30 protein-coding genes are annotated in these 18,636 nt (G+C 32.8%); 25 read left to right on the forward strand and 5 right to left on the reverse strand.

Annotation, left to right across the window (positions count from 1 at the left end):
• Positions 1-433: 433 nt before the first annotated feature.
• The gene (gene cas9, locus ACO5GE_RS03875) at positions 434-4,504 is read left to right on the forward strand and encodes a type II CRISPR RNA-guided endonuclease Cas9 (protein WP_484829616.1); all 4,071 of its coding nucleotides are present in this window, start codon (positions 434-436) and stop codon (positions 4,502-4,504) included.
• Between the two features lie 69 nt (positions 4,505-4,573).
• Here the strand turns inward: cas9 and ACO5GE_RS03880 are convergent, their stop codons facing one another.
• The 3 genes from ACO5GE_RS03880 to ACO5GE_RS03890 all read right to left on the reverse strand — a co-directional run bounded on the left by ACO5GE_RS03880 (position 4,574) and on the right by ACO5GE_RS03890 (position 7,491).
• Positions 4,574-5,635, reverse strand: coding sequence for a tyrosine-type recombinase/integrase (locus tag ACO5GE_RS03880; protein WP_484829617.1), 1,062 nt, complete (start codon positions 5,633-5,635; stop codon positions 4,574-4,576).
• A gap of 353 nt (positions 5,636-5,988) precedes the next feature.
• A complete protein-coding gene (locus tag ACO5GE_RS03885) occupies positions 5,989-6,549 on the reverse strand; it encodes a hypothetical protein (RefSeq protein WP_484829618.1) in 561 nt (186 codons plus the stop codon).
• A gap of 81 nt (positions 6,550-6,630) precedes the next feature.
• Positions 6,631-7,491: an XRE family transcriptional regulator gene (locus ACO5GE_RS03890; protein WP_484829619.1), complete on the reverse strand. Its 861-nt coding sequence runs from the start codon at positions 7,489-7,491 to the stop codon at positions 6,631-6,633.
• Positions 7,492-7,653: 162 nt separating this feature from the next.
• On the opposite strand from ACO5GE_RS03890, the gene ACO5GE_RS03895 reads away from it, so the two are divergent.
• The 24 genes from ACO5GE_RS03895 (at position 7,654) to ACO5GE_RS04010 (ending at position 17,954) form a co-directional block, all read left to right on the forward strand.
• Positions 7,654-7,857, forward strand: a complete 204-nt coding sequence (locus ACO5GE_RS03895) for a helix-turn-helix domain-containing protein (RefSeq protein WP_484829620.1) — start codon at positions 7,654-7,656, stop codon at positions 7,855-7,857.
• 38 nt (positions 7,858-7,895) lie between these two features.
• A complete protein-coding gene (locus ACO5GE_RS03900; RefSeq protein WP_484829621.1) occupies positions 7,896-8,636 on the forward strand; it encodes a phage antirepressor KilAC domain-containing protein in 741 nt (246 codons plus the stop codon).
• Between the two features lies 1 nt (position 8,637).
• The gene (locus ACO5GE_RS03905) at positions 8,638-9,210 is read left to right on the forward strand and encodes a hypothetical protein (RefSeq protein WP_484829622.1); all 573 of its coding nucleotides are present in this window, start codon (positions 8,638-8,640) and stop codon (positions 9,208-9,210) included.
• Between the two features lie 9 nt (positions 9,211-9,219).
• Positions 9,220-9,498, forward strand: coding sequence for a hypothetical protein (locus ACO5GE_RS03910; RefSeq protein WP_484829623.1), 279 nt, complete (start codon positions 9,220-9,222; stop codon positions 9,496-9,498).
• Complete coding sequence (locus ACO5GE_RS03915; RefSeq protein WP_484829624.1) at positions 9,499-9,693, forward strand: hypothetical protein; 195 nt, start codon at positions 9,499-9,501, stop codon at positions 9,691-9,693.
• A 172-nt stretch (positions 9,694-9,865) separates the two neighbouring features.
• Complete coding sequence (locus ACO5GE_RS03920) at positions 9,866-10,132, forward strand: hypothetical protein (RefSeq protein ID WP_484829625.1); 267 nt, start codon at positions 9,866-9,868, stop codon at positions 10,130-10,132.
• A gap of 1 nt (position 10,133) precedes the next feature.
• Entirely contained in the window at positions 10,134-10,613 is a 480-nt protein-coding gene (locus ACO5GE_RS03925) for a siphovirus Gp157 family protein (RefSeq protein ID WP_484829626.1), read from the forward strand.
• Between the two features lie 20 nt (positions 10,614-10,633).
• On the forward strand, positions 10,634-11,239 hold the full coding sequence (locus ACO5GE_RS03930) for a hypothetical protein (protein WP_484829627.1): 606 nt from the start codon (positions 10,634-10,636) through the stop codon (positions 11,237-11,239).
• Positions 11,236-11,535 (forward strand): HNH endonuclease, encoded by a 300-nt coding sequence (locus tag ACO5GE_RS03935; protein WP_484829628.1) that lies wholly within the window; start codon positions 11,236-11,238, stop codon positions 11,533-11,535. Before ACO5GE_RS03930 ends, ACO5GE_RS03935 begins: the two co-directional genes overlap by 4 nt.
• Positions 11,532-12,020: a hypothetical protein gene (locus tag ACO5GE_RS03940; protein WP_484829629.1), complete on the forward strand. Its 489-nt coding sequence runs from the start codon at positions 11,532-11,534 to the stop codon at positions 12,018-12,020. The genes ACO5GE_RS03935 and ACO5GE_RS03940 overlap by 4 nt, the downstream gene beginning before the upstream one ends.
• Before the next feature lie 51 nt (positions 12,021-12,071).
• Complete coding sequence (locus ACO5GE_RS03945; RefSeq protein ID WP_484829630.1) at positions 12,072-12,890, forward strand: hypothetical protein; 819 nt, start codon at positions 12,072-12,074, stop codon at positions 12,888-12,890.
• A complete protein-coding gene (locus tag ACO5GE_RS03950; protein WP_484829631.1) occupies positions 12,808-13,524 on the forward strand; it encodes an ATP-binding protein in 717 nt (238 codons plus the stop codon). Before ACO5GE_RS03945 ends, ACO5GE_RS03950 begins: the two co-directional genes overlap by 83 nt.
• A gap of 133 nt (positions 13,525-13,657) precedes the next feature.
• Positions 13,658-14,026, forward strand: coding sequence for a RusA family crossover junction endodeoxyribonuclease (locus ACO5GE_RS03955; RefSeq protein WP_484829632.1), 369 nt, complete (start codon positions 13,658-13,660; stop codon positions 14,024-14,026).
• Between the two features lie 23 nt (positions 14,027-14,049).
• Positions 14,050-14,442 (forward strand): glucosaminidase domain-containing protein, encoded by a 393-nt coding sequence (locus ACO5GE_RS03960; RefSeq protein ID WP_484829633.1) that lies wholly within the window; start codon positions 14,050-14,052, stop codon positions 14,440-14,442.
• A complete protein-coding gene (locus tag ACO5GE_RS03965) occupies positions 14,439-14,744 on the forward strand; it encodes a hypothetical protein (RefSeq protein ID WP_484829634.1) in 306 nt (101 codons plus the stop codon). Before ACO5GE_RS03960 ends, ACO5GE_RS03965 begins: the two co-directional genes overlap by 4 nt.
• A gap of 2 nt (positions 14,745-14,746) precedes the next feature.
• Complete coding sequence (locus ACO5GE_RS03970) at positions 14,747-14,944, forward strand: hypothetical protein (protein WP_484829635.1); 198 nt, start codon at positions 14,747-14,749, stop codon at positions 14,942-14,944.
• A 3-nt stretch (positions 14,945-14,947) separates the two neighbouring features.
• A complete protein-coding gene (locus ACO5GE_RS03975) occupies positions 14,948-15,250 on the forward strand; it encodes a MazG-like family protein (protein ID WP_484829636.1) in 303 nt (100 codons plus the stop codon).
• Positions 15,247-15,459, forward strand: a complete 213-nt coding sequence (locus ACO5GE_RS03980; protein ID WP_484829637.1) for a DUF3310 domain-containing protein — start codon at positions 15,247-15,249, stop codon at positions 15,457-15,459. Before ACO5GE_RS03975 ends, ACO5GE_RS03980 begins: the two co-directional genes overlap by 4 nt.
• Positions 15,456-15,887, forward strand: a complete 432-nt coding sequence (locus ACO5GE_RS03985) for a YopX family protein (protein WP_484829638.1) — start codon at positions 15,456-15,458, stop codon at positions 15,885-15,887. The genes ACO5GE_RS03980 and ACO5GE_RS03985 overlap by 4 nt, the downstream gene beginning before the upstream one ends.
• A complete protein-coding gene (locus tag ACO5GE_RS03990) occupies positions 15,884-16,213 on the forward strand; it encodes a FaeA/PapI family transcriptional regulator (RefSeq protein WP_484829639.1) in 330 nt (109 codons plus the stop codon). The genes ACO5GE_RS03985 and ACO5GE_RS03990 overlap by 4 nt, the downstream gene beginning before the upstream one ends.
• 16 nt (positions 16,214-16,229) lie before the next feature.
• The gene (locus ACO5GE_RS03995; protein ID WP_484829640.1) at positions 16,230-16,604 is read left to right on the forward strand and encodes a hypothetical protein; all 375 of its coding nucleotides are present in this window, start codon (positions 16,230-16,232) and stop codon (positions 16,602-16,604) included.
• Between the two features lie 31 nt (positions 16,605-16,635).
• A complete protein-coding gene (locus ACO5GE_RS04000) occupies positions 16,636-17,088 on the forward strand; it encodes a hypothetical protein (RefSeq protein WP_484829641.1) in 453 nt (150 codons plus the stop codon).
• Between the two features lie 30 nt (positions 17,089-17,118).
• Complete coding sequence (locus ACO5GE_RS04005) at positions 17,119-17,511, forward strand: single-stranded DNA-binding protein (protein WP_484829642.1); 393 nt, start codon at positions 17,119-17,121, stop codon at positions 17,509-17,511.
• A gap of 23 nt (positions 17,512-17,534) precedes the next feature.
• Positions 17,535-17,954, forward strand: a complete 420-nt coding sequence (locus ACO5GE_RS04010; protein WP_484829643.1) for a sigma factor-like helix-turn-helix DNA-binding protein — start codon at positions 17,535-17,537, stop codon at positions 17,952-17,954.
• A gap of 30 nt (positions 17,955-17,984) precedes the next feature.
• Here ACO5GE_RS04010 and ACO5GE_RS04015 read toward each other — a convergent pair whose 3' ends face one another.
• Together ACO5GE_RS04015 and ACO5GE_RS04020 are read right to left on the reverse strand one after the other, a co-directional pair.
• On the reverse strand, positions 17,985-18,329 hold the full coding sequence (locus tag ACO5GE_RS04015; protein ID WP_484829644.1) for a hypothetical protein: 345 nt from the start codon (positions 18,327-18,329) through the stop codon (positions 17,985-17,987).
• Positions 18,330-18,349: 20 nt separating this feature from the next.
• Positions 18,350-18,628: a hypothetical protein gene (locus tag ACO5GE_RS04020; protein ID WP_484829645.1), complete on the reverse strand. Its 279-nt coding sequence runs from the start codon at positions 18,626-18,628 to the stop codon at positions 18,350-18,352.
• Between the last annotated feature and the right edge of the window lie 8 nt (positions 18,629-18,636).

Consider the following 18,636-nt stretch of genomic DNA (forward strand, 5'->3'; position numbering starts at 1 on the left):
ATAGGGCTATGCCCAAAAATGAAAAACCACCGGCTATGCCGGTGGATATTTATTTGATTTCTTTACTTTACGAGTAAGACAATAGACCATCAATGAAGACTTTTTATTTTCTGTATTTTTCTTTTGATAGAAATTAAATTTATGATTTTTATATTCATTTTATGCTATAATAACAAGTAGAAAGAATATCAATTGGTAACGGAATGATTGGACAAGAGTTTGATTTTATTTGACAATGTAAGATTTTTTCGCATAAAAAAACTCGCTAAGCGAGTTTCATCCATATCAATATGGGCCCCTTTGGGCGATTAGAAAAATTCTTTATTTGAACCATGTAGTGTAATCTCTTATGGTAGTCAACTTGAGATTAGACTCATTATACTACACTATTACAAACAAATCAAGTACTTATATGTTGAAGGAGGAGTATATTTTGACAAAAGAGTATTATTTAGGACTGGATGTAGGAACTAACTCTGTAGGTTGGGCAGTTACCGATTCACAATACAACCTATGTAAATTCAAGAAAAAAGACATGTGGGGAATTAGATTATTTGAATCTGCAAAAACAGCAGAAAAGAGGAGACTACAAAGAGGAAACAGAAGAAGACTTGAAAGAAAAAAACAACGAATTGATTTATTACAAGAAATTTTTTCTCCTGAAATCAGTAAAATTGATCCTACCTTCTTTATAAGATTGAATGAGAGTAGGTTACATTTGGAAGATAAGTCTAATGATTTCAAATATCCGTTGTTCATCGAAAAAGACTATTCTGATATAGAATATTCCAAAGAATTTCCTACCATTTTTCATTTACGAAAGCATTTAATAGAATCAGAGGAAAAACAGGACATCAGGCTGATATATCTGGCATTACATAATATAATTAAAACGAGAGGTCATTTTTTAATTGATGGAGATTTGCAAAGTGCAAAACAAATTAGACCTATCTTAGATAACTTTTTGTTGAGTTTACAAGAAGAACTAAATCTTTCTGTAAGTTTGTTTGAGAATCAGAAAGATGAATTTGAAGAAATCTTAAAAAATAGATCGATTGCAAAAAGTGAAAAAGTAAAAAAATTAAAGCATTTATTTGAAATAAGTGATGAGTTGGAAAAACAAGAAAAAAAAGCTCAAGGTGCAGTAATCGAAAATTTTTGTAAATTTATTGTTGGGAACAAGGGAGATGTTTGCAAATTTTTGAGAGTAAGTAAAGAAGAATTAGAGATAGACTCATTTTCTTTCTCAGAGGGTAAGTATGAAGGCGAGATTGTAAAGAATTTAGAAGAAAAAGACCCTGAAAAAATATATCTCTTTGAACAAATGAAGGCGATGTACGACTGGAATATCCTGGTAGATATTTTGGGGACAGATGAATATATTTCTTTTGCTAAAGTGAAACAGTATGAGAAACATAAAACAAACTTGAGATTATTAAGAGATATTATTCTAAAGTATTGTTCCAAAGACGAATATCATCGTATGTTTAATGATGAAAAAGAAGCAGGCTCTTACAGTGCGTATGTAGGAAAATTAAAAAAGAACAATAAAAAGTATTGGATTGAGAAAAAAAGAAATCCGGAAGAGTTTTATAAATATTTAGGAAAATTGTTAGAAAAAATTGAACCCTCAGAAGAAGATTTAGAAATCCTTACTATGATGATAGAAGAATGTAAAAATCGAACACTACTTCCTATACAAAGAAATAAGGATAATGGTGTCATTCCACATCAAGTTCATGAAGTGGAATTGAAAAAAATATTAGAACATGCGATAAAACACTATTCTTTTTTGACAGAAACAGATAAAGACGGATATTCTGTTGTACAAAAGATAGAGAGTATCTTTAGGTTTAAAATTCCATACTATGTAGGACCTTTGAGTACAAGACATCAAGAAAAAGGTTCTAATGTATGGATGGTAAGAAAACCGGGAAGAGAAGATAGAATCTATCCTTGGAATATGGAAGAAATCATAGATTTTGAAAAATCAAATGAAAACTTTATTACGAGAATGACAAATAAGTGTACTTATTTGATAGGCGAAGATGTTCTCCCGAAACATTCTCTCCTATACTCCGAATATATGGTTTTGAATGAATTGAATAATGTGAAAGTAAGAGGAAAAAAATTGCCTACTTCTATCAAACAGAAAGTGTTTGAAGATTTATTTCAAAACAAGGCAAAAGTAACCGGAAAAAATTTATTAGAGTATTTGCAAATTGAGGATAAAGAACTACAAATTGATGATTTAAGCGGATTTGACAAAGATTTCAAGACTTCTTTAAAATCATATTTGGATTTTAAAAAACAAATTTTTGGAGAAGAAATAGAAAAAGAATCCATTCAAAATATGATAGAGGATATTATTAAATGGATTACAATCTATGGAAATGATAAAGAAATGTTGAAGAGAGTCATTTGGGCTAATTATTCGAATCAATTGACCGAAGAACAGATGAAAAAAATAACAGGGTTTCAATATTCCGGTTGGGGAAACTTCTCGAAAATGTTTTTGAAAGGAATATCCGGAAGTGATGTTTCAACAGGCGAAACATTTGATATTATTACGGCAATGTGGGTAACAGATAATAATTTAATGCAGATTTTGAGTAAAAAATTTACGTTTATGGACAATGTTGAAGACTTTAATAGTGATAAAGTAGGAAAAATAGATAAGATTACTTATGATTCTACGGTAAAAGAAATGTTTCTGTCACCGGAGAATAAGAGAGCAGTTTGGCAAACAATTCAAGTTGCCGAAGAAATCAAAAAAGTAATGGGTTGTGAACCGAAAAAAATTTTTATTGAAATGGCTCGTGGTGGCGAGAAGGTGAAGAAGAGAACAAAATCCAGAAAAGCTCAATTGTTAGAACTTTATGCTGCTTGTGAAGAAGATTGTAGAGAACTTGTAAAAGAGATTGAAGATAGAGATGAAAGAGATTTTAACAGTATGAAATTATTTTTATACTATACTCAATTTGGAAAGTGTATGTATAGTGGTGATGATATTGATATCAATGAATTAATTAGAGGAAATTCAAAGTGGGATCGAGATCATATTTACCCTCAATCCAAGATAAAAGACGATAGTATTGATAACTTAGTGTTGGTTAATAAAACATATAATGCAAAAAAATCGAATGAATTATTGTCTGAAGATATTCAAAAGAAGATGCATAGTTTTTGGCTCTCTTTATTAAATAAAAAATTAATTACTAAGTCAAAGTATGATAGATTGACTCGTAAAGGTGATTTTACAGATGAGGAGTTAAGTGGTTTTATTGCAAGACAGTTGGTAGAAACAAGACAGTCTACCAAAGCGATTGCTGATATATTCAAACAGATTTATTCTTCAGAGGTAATTTATGTGAAATCCTCTTTGGTGTCGGATTTTCGAAAAAAGCCGTTAAATTATTTGAAGTCCAGGAGAGTAAATGATTATCATCATGCGAAGGATGCATACTTGAATATTGTAGTTGGAAATGTATACAACAAAAAATTCACCTCCAATCCGATTCAGTGGATGAAAAAGAATAGAGATACGAATTACAGTTTAAATAAAGTATTTCAGAATGATGTGATTGTAAAAGGAGAAGTTGTTTGGGAACAATGTACTTATCATGAGGATACAAAGAGTTATAATGGAGGAACATTAGACAGAATAAGAAAGATTGTAGAACGTGACAATATCTTGTATACAGAATATGCTTACTGTGAAAAAGGAGAGTTATTTAATGCAACAATACAAAACAAAAATGGAAATTCGACCGTTTCATTAAAGAAAGGTTTGGATGTAAAAAAATATGGAGGATATTTCAGTGCAAACACTTCCTATTTTTCATTGATTGAATTTGAGGATAAGAAAGGAGATAGGGCAAGACATATCATCGGGGTGCCTATCTATATTGCAAATATGTTAGAGCATTCTCCTTCTGCATTTTTGGAGTACTGTGAACAGAAGGGATATCAAAATGTCAGAATATTGGTTGAAAAAATTAAAAAGAATTCTCTTTTGATGATCAATGGATATCCAATGAGAATCAGAGGAGAGAACGAAGTAAACAACAAGTTTAAAAGAGCAATTCAACTGAAACTGGATAAAGAAAATTACGAATTGGTACGAAATATTGAAAAATATCTTGAAAAGAAGAGGGATTATCCTATTGATGAGGATAGGGATCATATTACCCATAAAAAAGTGAATCAGCTCTATGAAGTGCTTTTAACCAAAATGAAAAAATTTAATAAAAAGGGACTGGTTGATTCTTCTGATAAGGTAGAAAGTTCCAAACCATTATTTATAGAATCGAAAGACCTACTTTCTAAGATAGAAGTACTGAATGAAATGTTGACTTTATTAAGATGTGATATAAATACAGAGGCTGATTTAACTTTTATAGAATTATCAAAAACTGTAGGTAGCTTTTCAGTTAACAAAAATACAATTGGAAAGAGCAATATTATTTTGGTAAATCAATCGGTTACAGGATTATATGAATAATGCACCACAACTCTAAAACAACTGTTATTTCAATGTTTACATAGAATATAAATTTTATCAAGGACAATTTTAGGACAAGTTTTTTAATTTTATCACCGTATCATTTATTTTTTGGTACGATTTTTTTGTCTCTGAATTTATAGATTTTAAATATCTTTCTGTCATGCTAGTGCTGGTGTGACCTAATGTTTTTGAAATCGACATTACATCGATTCCTGAGTAGATAGATAGAGTAGTAAATAAAGCACGTAGTTTGTGTGATGATAGATGTGGCAAGCTATAATCTTTACAAATTTTTTGCAATCGACCATTTACAGTTCTTATTGCAAATGGTGCGTTACCATCTGTCGAAAAAAGATATTTTCCTTCTGATTCTGTGATAACTTCTTTCAGTCTATCGTGTAGAATCGATGGGATATAGACTACTCTATTACTTGATTGTGTTTTAGTTGTGCTATCTCCGTTAATTTCTTTAAAATCATCGGTTATTTTAGTTGCTGTATACTGCCTTTGTATTTTTAATTCGCTGAGATTTGTTAAGTCGAAGTCTGATACTTTTAGTCCTCTTGCCTCAGACACTCTAAGTCCGCATAAAAGTTGTACTAATAGTAGAGTACATACTCTTTTATTCCTGTTTTCAAAAAGTGCGTTGATGAGGGTAGCAATTTGATCTTTTGTCAAAAGTTCTTCATATTTAGGATTGTAATTCCTTTCAAGTTTGGCTGTAAATGGATTTTTTTCTATAATTTCCAACTCTACCGCATAATTTAATATTGTTTTTAAAGTTGTTAAATAGGAATAGCTATTACATTTAGATTTTGTTTCCGCTATAATTAAAGGTGTTATATCTGCTACCGCAATATCTAATAGAAAAGATAATCTTTTTCTTGTTGTGTTGTATCTTAACAAAGTATTAGCTTTTAAATTCTTGCTCTTTAAATACATATCCCACAGTTCGCCAAGCGTGATTGTACTTTCCCTCTTAATGTTTCCGCTTTTTACTGCTATCTTAAATTTTTCGTGTTCTAACTTTGCTTGTTTTTCTGTGCCGTAAAATGTGGTAGTGTATGAATGTTTGTTATGCTGGATTCTGAACCGATACACTCCTTTACTTCTTTTATCTATTGACATTGTTTTTTTCCCACCTTTCTTTGATTTTTATGTAAAAAAATGGTATAATATGACTATATTAGTGAAATATACGTTGATTCATGATTCCCTCCAAAAAAAGAGTAAGTCTATATGACTACTCTTTTTTTTGTTTTAAAGTGCATTCTTAATTCTTCAAACAAGGTTCATAGTGTAATTTTTCTGCTTCTTTTAGTCGGATTTTAGTGTATTCATTTGGATGTGCTCTATAGTACGGACTGCTTGAGGTATGGTATTTTGTGCCGTTTTTAGCAATATATACATAAGGATTATATATATGATTGTAAAAAAAATAACTAACTAATATGATAACAAATAACGGATATATAAGTTTTTTAATTGTTTTTCTGCTCATTATAATTATCTGCCTTTTTTGAAAGAATAAAAAATATTATACTCAATACTACAAAAAATGATGTGCTTATATTTCTTTGTGTTGTATATAAAGTTGTAAGGAAATCTGTTTCTCCTATAGATGATGAAAAAATCGCAATAGAAAGCAATACAAATGTACATATAGCTTGAACGATATTAAAAATAAAAAGCATATGAAATGTTACTTTTCTTGACTGATATAGCTGATTTAATAGCTTATATGTTATAGCACAGGAACAAAGACCGGCAATAACAATTTGAAAAAATAACGAAAACTCTACACTTAAAAATTGTGTAAACATCCCTGATATAGGAGAACACAAAAGCGCCATTCCTGAATTAAGAGGAATAAATAAAAATAGAGTGTAAACAAAAATCTCTTTTTTTGTAGGTTTGTTCCCTTCCTCTTCCAAACTTCGAAAAGCATCGTTTAACGCTCTCTCTAACTGTTGTAAATCTGTAGAGGATAATAGGTTTTTTTGATGTATTTCGTTTACTTTATAAATAAAATTACCATTCATTTTATCAACTCCTTAAAATTTTCTCCTTGATTCAATAACTTTTCCTAAAATAATAACGGGTAATTCTTCTGGTGTTCTTTTTTATTTATAATTTATACTGCTCATGATTACTTTTCCTACAATCCTTACATCGTCATCTACCTTATAGATTATGTCCGTAAAAGATGTGTCTGTGCTATCCGGTCTAAAAATCAAAAGTTCCGGAGTTTTGTAGAATCTTTTTAGTGAGTAGTTATAATCGTGATTAAATACTACTAAATCCCCATCTTTTAGGTTTTTGGCGTCTATATCGGTGTAGACACCTATGATGGATCCGTTTTGGATAACTCGGTTCATACTCTCTCCATTTACACGCATGATTATGATGTTCTTTCTTCGTGCATATTTGCCTAAAATCTCATCAGCTATTGGAATTTTAGGCAGATTCGACATTCCATCTATCGTTTCGGGAATACCCGCTGCTACTGCGTCAGGTATGTATGGGTATTCACTATAACTTAGTTTTTCTTCCCGTTTTGGGGACTTTGAAACCATCCAATCCAATTCTTCACTTATTGCTGTTTTATCCATTGTGTCTGATTTTTGGTATAGATTCCACAAATCCTCCACGTCAATCCGCACATAGCCTCCGTTGTAAAAAACTCCCCAATCCGGATCTTCTTCATTAACTGCTTTAATCGTTATACCAAACTCATCTAAAAAATCATTTAATTCATTGATGTCTGAGTCGTGGAATATCTCATCCTCCCAGCCCATTAGGTAGGCGGGAGTTGTTCCGAGAGCTTTTGAGAGATTGTAAATTTTATCTCTGCGAACATTCTTTATCTCTCCAGATTCATACCTTTGTATCGTTGGGGTAGATACTCCAACCATTTTCGCAAGCTCATCCATTGTTAAATTTCTACTCAACCTAAGGGTCTTTATTTTGTCCTTAAATTTCATCTATGATTACCTCCTTTCTACTTATATTATAGGTTATTTTTTGCGTTTTTGCAACAAATCTGATATAAAAAATAAAAAAATTGCGTTTTCGTATTGACATACTAAAAAAGTTGGCGTACTATGTACTTACGTAAACGCAAAAAAGAAAGGAGGGAAAAATATATGTTTTCTAAAAAAGAATTTGAGATTGCCTTGCTGAAGTATGAAAAATCAAAAGATGATATAGCGAAAATTCTTAATGTTAATCTTGCGACGCTTTATCGTAAAATGAATGGAAGTAGCGACTTTTACAGGGATGAAATCCAAGCAATTTCCGATTATTTGAATCTATCACTTGATGAAAAGGAATCAATTTTTTTTAATTAAAATATTACGTAAACGCAAGAAAAGGAGGAAAACGAAAAATGAATGAATTATTAAAAGTTACAACTAACGAACAACAAGAACCATGTATTTCCGGCAGAGAACTGCATGAGTTTTTGGAAGTAAAGGAAAGATATAACGATTGGTTCCCTAGAATGATTGAGTATGGATTTACTGAAAATGTTGATTTTTCAACTTTTACTCAAAAATCAGTAAAACCTCAAGGCGGCAGACCATCGACCGACCACATCATCAAATTAGACATGGCAAAAGAAATCGCTATGATCCAACGCAGTGAAAAAGGAAAACAAGCAAGACAATACTTTATCGAGGTTGAAAAAGAATACAACAGTCCTGAAAAAATTATGGCAAGAGCTTTACGGATTGCTGATGAAACAATCAATAACCTAAGAATTGAAAACAAAGTGCAACAGCAACAAATTGCTGAATTAAAACCGAAAGCAACCTATTACGATTTGGTTCTACAATGTGCAGATTTGTTATCTGTTACAGAGATTGCAAAGGATTACGGAATGGCTGCAAAAGGCTTTAACGAAAAATTGAGACAAAATGGAATCCAATACAAACAAGGCGGAGTTTGGTTCTTGTATGCAAAGTATCAAGATAAAGGATACACGCAGACAAAGACACAGAACTATAACCGAACAGATGGAACGCAAGGTTCAAAAACGCACACCTACTGGACACAAAAAGGAAGATTGTTCTTGTATGAGTTCCTAAAAGGGATTGAAATTCTTCCTATGATTGAGAGAGGTGCATAATGTGAAAACTACAAAAGCTAATTTCACTTTTAGCGAAAAACAACTCATTGAATTAAATCAGGCTGCGGATGAATTTAATGCAACTACCACAAATCTCCTTAAAGCAATGATTGAATATTACATGGATAAGCTTGATGAAGTTTACAGTAAACAAGCTGAGTCTGAATTGAAGAGAAAAAGATTTGAAAATCCTATGACAAGAGGAGTTCCTTTGGCAGAAAGTACTTATAAAATTATGGATGATTTTTGCAAACGAAAAGGTATTAAACATCCTTCTTTAATCAGGATGATAATCAAACAATTCTATGTTGATAAAGATTCAATTGACATTCATCCAAAACAACGAATTAAAAGAAGTCCTAGGAGGCTTAAAGGAAATTTTGATTTAAACAAGATTCAGGAAATCACAGATGTTTTGTTTGATTATTTTTGTCAAATGAAAGGATTTGCACCAAAACAATGTGAGAATCTCAAAGAAGATTTGGAAAGTTATTCAAAGAATGACCTTGAAAAAGTTGAAATGTTATTGAGGTCGATTAAGAACGGCTGGAAAGGCATATATCCGATTGATTAGAGGTGAATTATGGAAGAGGAAATTAGAAAAATTGTGATGGGATGTCTAAAAGAGTTTTTTGGGAATCAAGTGCCGACAAGCTACAAAAAGACACTTAACAAAAAAGAAACTGCAGAGTATATTGGCAAATCCACAAGTTGGATTGAGAAGAATAAGGACTTACTTCCGCCGAGGGTGTCCAACAATCCGATTACTTATCTGAAAGATGATTTAGATAAGTGGCTGGACATTCAGAAAGTACCAAAGGTGGGAAATGTCAGAAATATATCAATAAGGAGAGTGAAATAGATGTGGTGGATGTGGCTACTTGCATTGGTGTTTATGCAAGACTTGGATTGGTCTTGGTTTTATGTAAGCTTTGGATTTTGGGGCTTACTTTTTGCCTACCTTATCATTGGTTGGGGCGAGGTTGCTCTATATAGCTATTTTGTATACAGGTTCTTGAAAATGAAAGGGGTGTATTTTGATGATGGCAAGATGTAAGAAATGCAATCTTTGGTGGACTGTGAGTGTGTTAGCGTCAAAGCGCAAACTGAATTATTACATCTGTCCAAATTGTTATTTAAAAGAAAAGGACTCGACACAAAAGAAGTGCCAAAGTCCAATAAAAAAATAAACGATTAGTAATTATAGCATATAACAAGGAGGAAATCAAATGAAGTCTGTATATAAGTTAATTAGAGCAGTTGAATTATTACAAGAAGCACAAAGTAATTTGAACGAATTTGCAAACAAAACAGGTTTTAGAGTTGAGTTGAATATTGATGAAATAAAGTTGAAAAATGTCGGTTATTTGAATCTTGATGAATTGTCCGAATTTGCAAAGATTCAGGAAAAAGAAGGGGAATACACAAGTGAATTTATAGCTGATTTTGGGGAAACAATAGTGCACGGAATCACAGGATGGGAAAGGGAGAACTAGGATGAAGCTGTACGAATTGATTAACGATTATCAAGAGATAATCGAAAGCGAAGAATTTAACGAAGAAACAAAAGAACAAATCTTATCGGCAATCACAGAAGAATTACAAAGTAAAGAGGGAAATTTGCTCCATATTACCCGTAATTTCAAGGCGGAGATAGAAACTATCGACAATGAAATAAAACGCCTACAAGCTATGAAAAAATCAAAACAAAACGCATTTGACAGATATAAAGGTTATGTGTCGGATTGTTTGAAAAAATTAGGCATGGAAAAGGTAAAAAACACCTTTGGAACTATTTACTTCACTCACACAAAAAGTGTACAGATTGATGATTCTGTAGACTTGAGTAAGCTGGGAGAGGATTACGCAAAACCAACCTACACAGCAGATAAAACTGCTTTGAAAAAGGCTTTGGAAAATGGAGAGGTAATTGACGGAATCTCTCTCAAAGAATCGGAAAGTATTATATTTAAGTAGATTGCAGAAAGAGGGATAGTATGAACAATCTTGATATTTACGAAAAAGTGCGAGAAGTTCCTGAAAATGCACAGAAAAAAATCGCCGCCGGAAGAATAAAAGGCTTCACGGACATCAATCCGATGTGGCGAATTAAGGCTTTAACTGAACAATTCGGTCCGTGTGGAACCGGTTGGTATTACACGATTGAGGAAAAATGGCTTGATAAACAGGAAACAGGAGAAATCATCACAAACATTTTGATTAACTTGTATGTCAAAATCGGTGATGATTGGTCAAAACCGATACAAGGAATCGGGGGAAGTATGCAGGTTTCCAAAGAATCAAAAGGGATGTATATTTCAGACGAAAGCTACAAAATGGCACTTACTGACGCTATTAGTGTGGCGTGTAAAGCTTTGGGAGTCGGTGCAGATGTATACTGGCAAAGCGACAGAACAAAGTATAGCAAAACAATCAATAAAGCTCCTAATCCGAACGAAATAATTACAACCGAACAATTGAGAGATTTGTTGCAGTTGGCAAAGATGAAGAATGTTGATATCGAAAAAGCATATCAACAACCTATTAACACATTGACATTTGAACAATTTGATAAAGCTATGAAGAAGCTTTCTAAAATGTGATGAACAGACGAACAAAAGAGCTAACAATCAGTAAAAAAGTTAAAATGACAGTATGGGAGAGGGACAGGCACAGATGTATTTTGTGCGGATCCTCTTCCGCAATGCCGAACGCTCACTATATATCAAGAGCAAAAAGCGGATTAGGGATTGAACAAAATATTGTAACTCTATGTATGGATTGTCATAGGAGATTAGACCAAAGCACAGAGAGAAAAGAGTTATTGAATAAGGTTAAAAACTATTTAGATAGATTCTATCCAAACTTTACGGATGACATGAGGAGATACAAAAAATGATAAGTTATGCAAGGCTTGGAGAATTAAGAGGACAAGAACTCAAAATTATACTACCTGGACATGATATTGAAAAAATGAAACAGTTTGCTCCTGGAGAGGTTGTCAAACTTGAGATTAAACGCCAAAAAGATAAAAGGACATTGAAGCAGAACAGATACATTTGGCTGATCATCTCAATGATTGATGAGAAGATAAACGGCTATTGTTCGGATGAAATGAATATCTATTGTCAGATTATCGAACAGGCAAAGATAAAGACGGATTACATTCAAACTTTGGAAGTTGCAAAACCAAGATTGGAAGATATTTATAGAGTGGTTAAAGAGGTTGAGAAGAGAGGTAACTCAGTACTTTATCGGTGCTATTTAGGTACTTCTCAATTTACCAAAGAGGAGATGGCAAGATTTATTGAAGTTCTGATAGATAGAGCCTATCAGGAAGATATTGATGTTTTGCAATATGAAAAATTGTTAAGAGGTGATTAGGGATGGAGTTTAAAGGAATATGGCTTTTCACTGATAAAAAAGGAGTTAATCATGGCAAAGTATAGAGCAGTTCAAACTGAATTTTGGCAAGATGATTTCGTTTTAAGCTTAACACCTGAAGAAAAATATTTTTATTTGTATCTTTTGACAAATACAAAAGTGAACCAAATAGGATGTTATGTTTTACCAAAAAAAGTGATTGAATTTGAAACAGGTTATAACGTAGAGACTATAGACAAACTTATAAATAGATTTATAGATTACGGAAAAATAAAATACAATATTACAAATTGTGAAATTTTTATTACAAATTATTACAAATATAACTGGATAAAATCAAACACAGTTTTGAAGTGTATTGAAAAAGAGTTGGAAACATTGAAAACACAAGAATTTATCGAACAAATTAAAACAGAATTGATACCCTATGCATACCCTATGCATACCATATGCATACACCAGGGGGAAAAAGAAAAAGAAAAAGAAAAAGAAAAAGAAAAAGAAAAAATAAAAGAAAAAGAATTAAGACCGAAAAGGAATAAATCCTTTTCTACTGATGACTTATTTTTTTCTTACACAGACAATAAAGAATTACAGCAGACTCTATCTGAATTTGTTGACATGAGAAAGCAGATTAAAAAACCTATTACCACTAAAAGCACAGTAACAAGGCTATTAAACAAACTGGATAAATTAAGCGCTGGTGATGACAACAAAAAAATCAAGCTATTAAATGCCTCAATAGACCATTGCTGGCAAGACGTTTACGAAAGGGGGAGTTTAGACGATGACACAACTACAGGAAGTGCTGGAGAAAAGAGCAATGAACCAAAAGACGAAAAATATGGATATCTCTACTGCAACTTGTAAATTATGCAATGACATTGGATTCATCTTTTATGAGAAAGATGGTTATTCATATTCTGAGAAGTGTAAGTGTAGGATTGCTAAAGAATATCAAGAAATGCTCCAACGTTCGGGATTGAGTGTTTTTTTGAAATCAAGAGATTTTGATTCTTTCAAAGCAAAGACAGAGGAGCAAAGAACGGTTAAGCAGCAATGTAGAGATTGTGTAGTTCAAAATAAGAGTGCGGTTATCTCAGGACAAGTCGGTTCGGGAAAAACGCATTTGGCTATTGCAATGCTACTTGAACACTCAAAACAAGGGAAATACATCAAATATGTCAATTATTTGGAATTGGTGCGAAATTTATCACAGAATGCAATGGACAAAGAGTATTACTATCGCATTATAGGACAATATAAAAACATTCCCGTACTGCTAATTGATGACCTTTTCAAAGGGGCTGTAAGTGAGGCACAGAAAAGATACATCTATGAGATTGTTGATTATCGCTACAACATGCAGAAGATCACCATCACAACAACAGAAAAAAGCATTGATGAGTTGTTTGATGTTGATGAGGCAATCGCAAGTCGGTTAGTGCAGATGGCAGGTGGGTTTGTAATCTCTATGAAAGGAATTAAGAACCAAAGGTTATAAAACACTAAAAAACATATCTAATTTCAATTTTAGATTAAATGATGAATATTTAGATTATAAACAAATTAAAATCGAAATTTAGTACAAAATAATCGCAAATAGCTATAAAATATAAGAGATGATTAACACGAATTTGAAACTAATCTTATACGGAGCTCCAAGAACGAAAAAAAACAGTCAGAGAATATTCAAATGTGGCGGATTTTATAAAATCAAACCATCTAAAGCGTTTGAGGAGTACGAAAAAGACTGTCACAGACAGATTACAGGCAAGGATAAATTAAGGCTTACAGGCGCATATAATCTCAAGTGCGTTTATTATATGCAGACGAAAAGAAAAGTTGATCTTGTGAATCTTCTTGAAGGAACTTGCGACATTTTGGTTAATGCAAATGTGATTGAGGATGATAACTCAAAAATCATCGTTTCCCACGATGGGAGCAAGGTTTTGTATGACAAGGAGAATCCGAGAGTGGAAATTGAACTGTCAACTATTAGTTGATAATTGCCGAGAGGAGTTGAAACATGAAAAAGGTGTTATTGATTGTGTTGGTGCTTGTACTGTCTACATCAACAGTACAGGCACTACCTAAACACGATATGTATGATAAAGAATTTGCCAAAATGGAACAAAAATATGGGGTTTCGGCCACATTCGCAAAGGCTGTAGCTATACAAGAAAGCGGATGGTTTACAAGTAATGCTTACAGGACTAAAAATAATCCGTTTGGGATTACATCTAAAGGAAAGTTAAAGAGATTTGATAGCGTGAATGAATCTATCGACTATTTCGGCAATCTCTTATCGAATGAAAAGTACAAAGGTAAGTCAATTGAGGAGATTGGAAAGGAATATTGTCCAACTGATAAAGATTGGGCGAGGGATGTAAGATGGATAATGAGGAGGGTTAAAAGATGAACCGAGCAGAGAGAAGAAGAGCAAACAGAAAAGAGAAAGAGTCCGTGATTAACATTAAGTCAAAAGACATCAATCAAATAAAAGAGAGTGCTACCAACGAGGCAGTTAGCAGAGCGTTTTTCTTAATGATGAACGTTCCGTTGATTGTGTTGAGAGATACATTTGGATTTGGACAGAAAAGGTTGGAAAAGTTTTTGACAGAAGTCGAAAAGAATATGGTTTGTTTATCAGAAGAATATGTATCTTTTGATGACTTAAAAAAGGTGCTGGAAGAAGAAACAGGAGTGAAAGTAGAGGGATAAATATGGCTGAATGTGTAGAGGTGAAAATATATAAAGATGGAGATTGTAAAGAAATCCGCCTTGAGCAAGGGAAAGAATATGAACTAACAATAAAGGCAACGTACTACGATTCGGATGATTTGGTTCTATCTTTTGTGAACGAATTATCAGACATTATTGTAAGTGCAGATGACATTTTGAACATAGAGGAGGTAGAGTAAAAAATGAATGTTTTGACTGGAAAAATCGAGCAATGGGCAAGGGATAGAGGACTGGCACACGCTGACAGTACAAAACAGATTTGCAAGCTAACGGAAGAGGTAGGAGAGGTAGCAAGAGCAATCAACAAAAGTAATCTTACTGATTTGGAAGATGGGATAGGGGATTGCTTTGTAGTCCTTACCATACTTGCTATGCAGAACGGATTGAAAATTGAAGATTGCGTAAAATCCGCATGGCTTGAGATTAAGGACAGAAAAGGCAAGACAATTGATGGAATGTTTGTAAAGGAGAGTGACTTGAAATGATAAATATTGTGAATCATCCACCTCACTATAAGAGTGATAGTGGAATTGAAAGTATAGATGTTATAGAGGGTTTCGGGCTTAACTTTGGACTTGGAAACACTGTTAAATACATTTTAAGACACCAAAAGAAAGGCAAGCCGCTGGAAGATTTGAAAAAAGCAAAGTGGTATCTAGATAGGGAGATTGGAAAATTGGAGGAGAAAGAATGAGAGATATAAAATTTAGAGCATGGGATAAAGTTAGCAAAAAAATGCTTATGATTGGACTTGTGGATTTAGATGACATGACTGTTTATAGTGCAAAGAGTGGAGATTTTAGATGTTCTTATCAAAGAAAAACAAAGTGTTCCAAAAACGAAAATTTTGAAGATGTAAAAAGATTAGTATTTATGCAATACACAGGGATAAAAGATAAGAACGGAAAAGAAATTTATGAGGGAGATATATTTGCAACAGACAATAATCATAACTTTACCGTTATTTATGAGGACACACGTTTTATAGGTGTTGATGGCGATAGAAGCGGAAACGGTTATGTTTGTTGTGTTGATAGTTGCTACAAAAACGGAAGTAGTAGTATTGAAGTCATTGGAAATATTTATGAAAATCCTGAATTACTGAAAGAAGGCAATAAATGAAAAATGTATTATTAGTTTTATGCAAGGTCAATGTAAACATTATGAATGGTTGGCATCCGTATCCCGCAAGATTAATAGCAGAAGATCTCGGCATAACGATACATCAAGCAAGATACCAACTCAATAAATTGAGGGAACAAGGTCTTGTAAAGGTTGTAACAGAGGTAATTGGTGATGAAGATGGTTATTTGCCATATAGAGGTTGGAGTATTACTGAAAAAGCAAAACAAACCAAAGAATATCAAAAGGCATTTGAAAGAGAAAGAGAGATTTGTCAATCTATATTTGGGATTGATATAGGTGTAGAGAAAACATTATATTTATAGACAGGAGAATAAAAGGATGAATAGAAATGAAATTATTACAGGCATACAAAATGATATCAATAAATTTATCGAAAACTATACGATATATGAAGAGGAAAGAGAATTATTTGAACGTATTTTTGATGTATTTGAAGAGTTGAAAAAACCACAATCATTAGCGGAATTCTTAGGTTGGGAAGAAGATGTTGAATATGCAACTGATTTTATCTTTGATGGTTACAAATGTAAAGTAATAAACAACATATTGTATTTTACAAGAACTGGATTCGATTGGATAAGATATGGTGCGCTTGATTTTTCGGAAATTAAACAAGCGAAAAAGTTGAACCGAAGAAATCAATTGATAATAAATGAAAAACTAAAACAAATTATAGAAGAATTGCAAAAATAAAAAACATAGATATTGAAAAGGAGAAAAGAATATGAAAACAAAAGAATTTTGCGAAAAAGTAGAGAAATTAGGATTTAGAACAACGCATGTAAATGCATATATATACATTGAAAATAGGATGTGTGACACTTGTGCAATGGTAAATGAATATAATTGTTATGAGGTTAATACTGACATAGGGGATTTCTATGAACTCAAAGAGGAAACAAAGAAAGAATTATTCGAACTACTGGTTGAGTATTCTTCCACACCAATAGAAGAAAGAAAGGGGGAAGAGAAGTATTATTTGAAACACAGGTTTGTTCAAAACGTAACGGGTAGTTTTTATTTAAATTATAAAACAGAAGATAAGAAATATGTGTTAAGTGGCAGTTTAGAAACCGACGATTATAAAACGAGGTTCACCGAACAAGAAATTGAAGAAATTAAACAGAAGTTTAATACTAGTTTAGATGATTTTGAAGTCATTGAAGTAGAAGAATAGGATAAATTCTTAATAGAAAAGAGGTAAAGTATGAATGTAGTAATTATGATTGGAAGATTAACAAAAGATGTGGAAATGAGATATGTTCCATCTACAGGAAAAGCTGTAGCTAATTTCACAATTGCAGTGGACAGAACATACACAACAAAGGACGGAGAAAGACAGTCGGATTTTTTTAACGTGCAAGTTTGGGGAAAACAAGCTGAGAACTGTGCCAACTATCTTGCGAAAGGTAGGTTAGTTGGAATCAAAGGTGCCATTCAAAATAGAAGTTATGAAACTCAAAACGGAGAAAAACGATATATTACAGAAATTATTGCCGAAAATGTTCAATTCCTTGAATTCGGAGAAAAAAAGCACTCAGAAAGGAGTTTTGACGAAAATGGATATAAGACATTAGAAGATGAAGAAGTTCCGTTTTAGCACCAAAAAAGGAGTAATACAGAATGAAAAAAGAGGTTGCCTGCATAGACAAAGAACAATTATCGGAGTTACTGTTCGTCAATCGAAGAATTGATTCAAAAATGCGTCAAATTAAACGTTTGAACGAAGTGATGGAAGACATCGGTTTGATAACTAAATACGAACACGAGAGAGTACAACACAGCGGAGGAAACAGCGAGGATTTAAAAATAAAACTAATTGATTGCAAGGATAAGTTAAGAACAGAAGTTGTTGACTTGATTGTAACAAGAGAAAGAGCAAAGAATTTGTTCAAAAGGCTAAAAAAAAAGGAATGCATGATAATGGAAATGAGGTACATTGAAGGATTGCAGTTCAAGGAGATAGCGAAAAGAACGAATTACACGGAGGTGGCAATCTTCAAGATCCATCAATCTGCTGTAAAAAAGTTAAAGTCACATTAAATAAAGAGGGGAAATAACCCCTCTTTTTACTTATTCCTCTTCTTCGTCCTCTTCCTCTTCTTCGTCCCACTCTGCCCAATCTTCTGCCCATGCATAGTACCAATCCTCGTCCTCTTCGTCCCACTCTTCCTCTTCAAGGGTGTAGAGGTCTATGTCATATCTATTTCCGTGCATCCATTTGTAGTAATTTGTATATTTTTGCAGTTCTTTCAAACCTTCTTCGCGTGTTTCAAAAACTGATATTTCTTCGCCGTTCACTCCATCCCAAACATCAATGTTATGGAGTGCTTCTTCGATTTTTTCTGTTGTTTTTTCAAAACTTCTTACTTTTACCTCAATTTCTAAGTCTTTTTTGTAGAGTACAAATCTTGTCATTTTCTTTTCCTCCTAATTTCTTACATTTTTGTACTTAAATACACGTAATATCGATTAAATGAATGTGTTAAAAAGTTTCCTGTATCCAAGATCGTATTATAAATTGCAGGATAAGTACCCTTGAATTGTTCAAGGCGATTGTTCATCTCTTCGTCACTCTCCGATAAGCAATCTATCGCGGATTGGATCTCGTTTTTTGTGGAATTTACGCCAACATTACCATACAATAATTGTATTCTGTTCATGCCTTTTTCTTCTAATAAGGCGTTGAATTTCTTCAACAAATCTCGTTTTGTCATCTTAACCT

This window comes from Filifactor sp. (assembly GCF_057248345.1).

Coding starts and splice junctions, on each gene's coding strand:
- ACO5GE_RS03900 (WP_484829621.1), top strand. CDS start 7,896: ATGAATGAATTATTAAAAGTTACAACTAACGAACAACAAGAACCATGT.
- ACO5GE_RS03930 (WP_484829627.1), top strand. CDS start 10,634: ATGAACAATCTTGATATTTACGAAAAAGTGCGAGAAGTTCCTGAAAAT.
- ACO5GE_RS03925 (WP_484829626.1), top strand. CDS start 10,134: ATGAAGCTGTACGAATTGATTAACGATTATCAAGAGATAATCGAAAGC.
- ACO5GE_RS03965 (WP_484829634.1), top strand. CDS start 14,439: ATGAACCGAGCAGAGAGAAGAAGAGCAAACAGAAAAGAGAAAGAGTCC.
- ACO5GE_RS03915 (WP_484829624.1), top strand. CDS start 9,499: ATGTGGTGGATGTGGCTACTTGCATTGGTGTTTATGCAAGACTTGGAT.
- ACO5GE_RS03885 (WP_484829618.1), bottom strand. CDS start 6,549: ATGAATGGTAATTTTATTTATAAAGTAAACGAAATACATCAAAAAAAC.
- ACO5GE_RS03895 (WP_484829620.1), top strand. CDS start 7,654: ATGTTTTCTAAAAAAGAATTTGAGATTGCCTTGCTGAAGTATGAAAAA.
- ACO5GE_RS03910 (WP_484829623.1), top strand. CDS start 9,220: ATGGAAGAGGAAATTAGAAAAATTGTGATGGGATGTCTAAAAGAGTTT.
- ACO5GE_RS03945 (WP_484829630.1), top strand. CDS start 12,072: ATGGCAAAGTATAGAGCAGTTCAAACTGAATTTTGGCAAGATGATTTC.
- ACO5GE_RS03950 (WP_484829631.1), top strand. CDS start 12,808: ATGACACAACTACAGGAAGTGCTGGAGAAAAGAGCAATGAACCAAAAG.
- ACO5GE_RS03990 (WP_484829639.1), top strand. CDS start 15,884: ATGAAAAATGTATTATTAGTTTTATGCAAGGTCAATGTAAACATTATG.
- ACO5GE_RS04005 (WP_484829642.1), top strand. CDS start 17,119: ATGAATGTAGTAATTATGATTGGAAGATTAACAAAAGATGTGGAAATG.
- ACO5GE_RS03960 (WP_484829633.1), top strand. CDS start 14,050: ATGAAAAAGGTGTTATTGATTGTGTTGGTGCTTGTACTGTCTACATCA.
- ACO5GE_RS03920 (WP_484829625.1), top strand. CDS start 9,866: ATGAAGTCTGTATATAAGTTAATTAGAGCAGTTGAATTATTACAAGAA.
- ACO5GE_RS04010 (WP_484829643.1), top strand. CDS start 17,535: ATGAAAAAAGAGGTTGCCTGCATAGACAAAGAACAATTATCGGAGTTA.
- ACO5GE_RS03980 (WP_484829637.1), top strand. CDS start 15,247: ATGATAAATATTGTGAATCATCCACCTCACTATAAGAGTGATAGTGGA.
- ACO5GE_RS04015 (WP_484829644.1), bottom strand. CDS start 18,329: ATGACAAGATTTGTACTCTACAAAAAAGACTTAGAAATTGAGGTAAAA.
- ACO5GE_RS03985 (WP_484829638.1), top strand. CDS start 15,456: ATGAGAGATATAAAATTTAGAGCATGGGATAAAGTTAGCAAAAAAATG.
- ACO5GE_RS03940 (WP_484829629.1), top strand. CDS start 11,532: ATGATAAGTTATGCAAGGCTTGGAGAATTAAGAGGACAAGAACTCAAA.
- ACO5GE_RS04000 (WP_484829641.1), top strand. CDS start 16,636: ATGAAAACAAAAGAATTTTGCGAAAAAGTAGAGAAATTAGGATTTAGA.
- ACO5GE_RS03995 (WP_484829640.1), top strand. CDS start 16,230: ATGAATAGAAATGAAATTATTACAGGCATACAAAATGATATCAATAAA.
- ACO5GE_RS03970 (WP_484829635.1), top strand. CDS start 14,747: ATGGCTGAATGTGTAGAGGTGAAAATATATAAAGATGGAGATTGTAAA.
- ACO5GE_RS04020 (WP_484829645.1), bottom strand. CDS start 18,628: ATGACAAAACGAGATTTGTTGAAGAAATTCAACGCCTTATTAGAAGAA.
- ACO5GE_RS03975 (WP_484829636.1), top strand. CDS start 14,948: ATGAATGTTTTGACTGGAAAAATCGAGCAATGGGCAAGGGATAGAGGA.
- ACO5GE_RS03880 (WP_484829617.1), bottom strand. CDS start 5,635: ATGTCAATAGATAAAAGAAGTAAAGGAGTGTATCGGTTCAGAATCCAG.
- ACO5GE_RS03890 (WP_484829619.1), bottom strand. CDS start 7,491: ATGAAATTTAAGGACAAAATAAAGACCCTTAGGTTGAGTAGAAATTTA.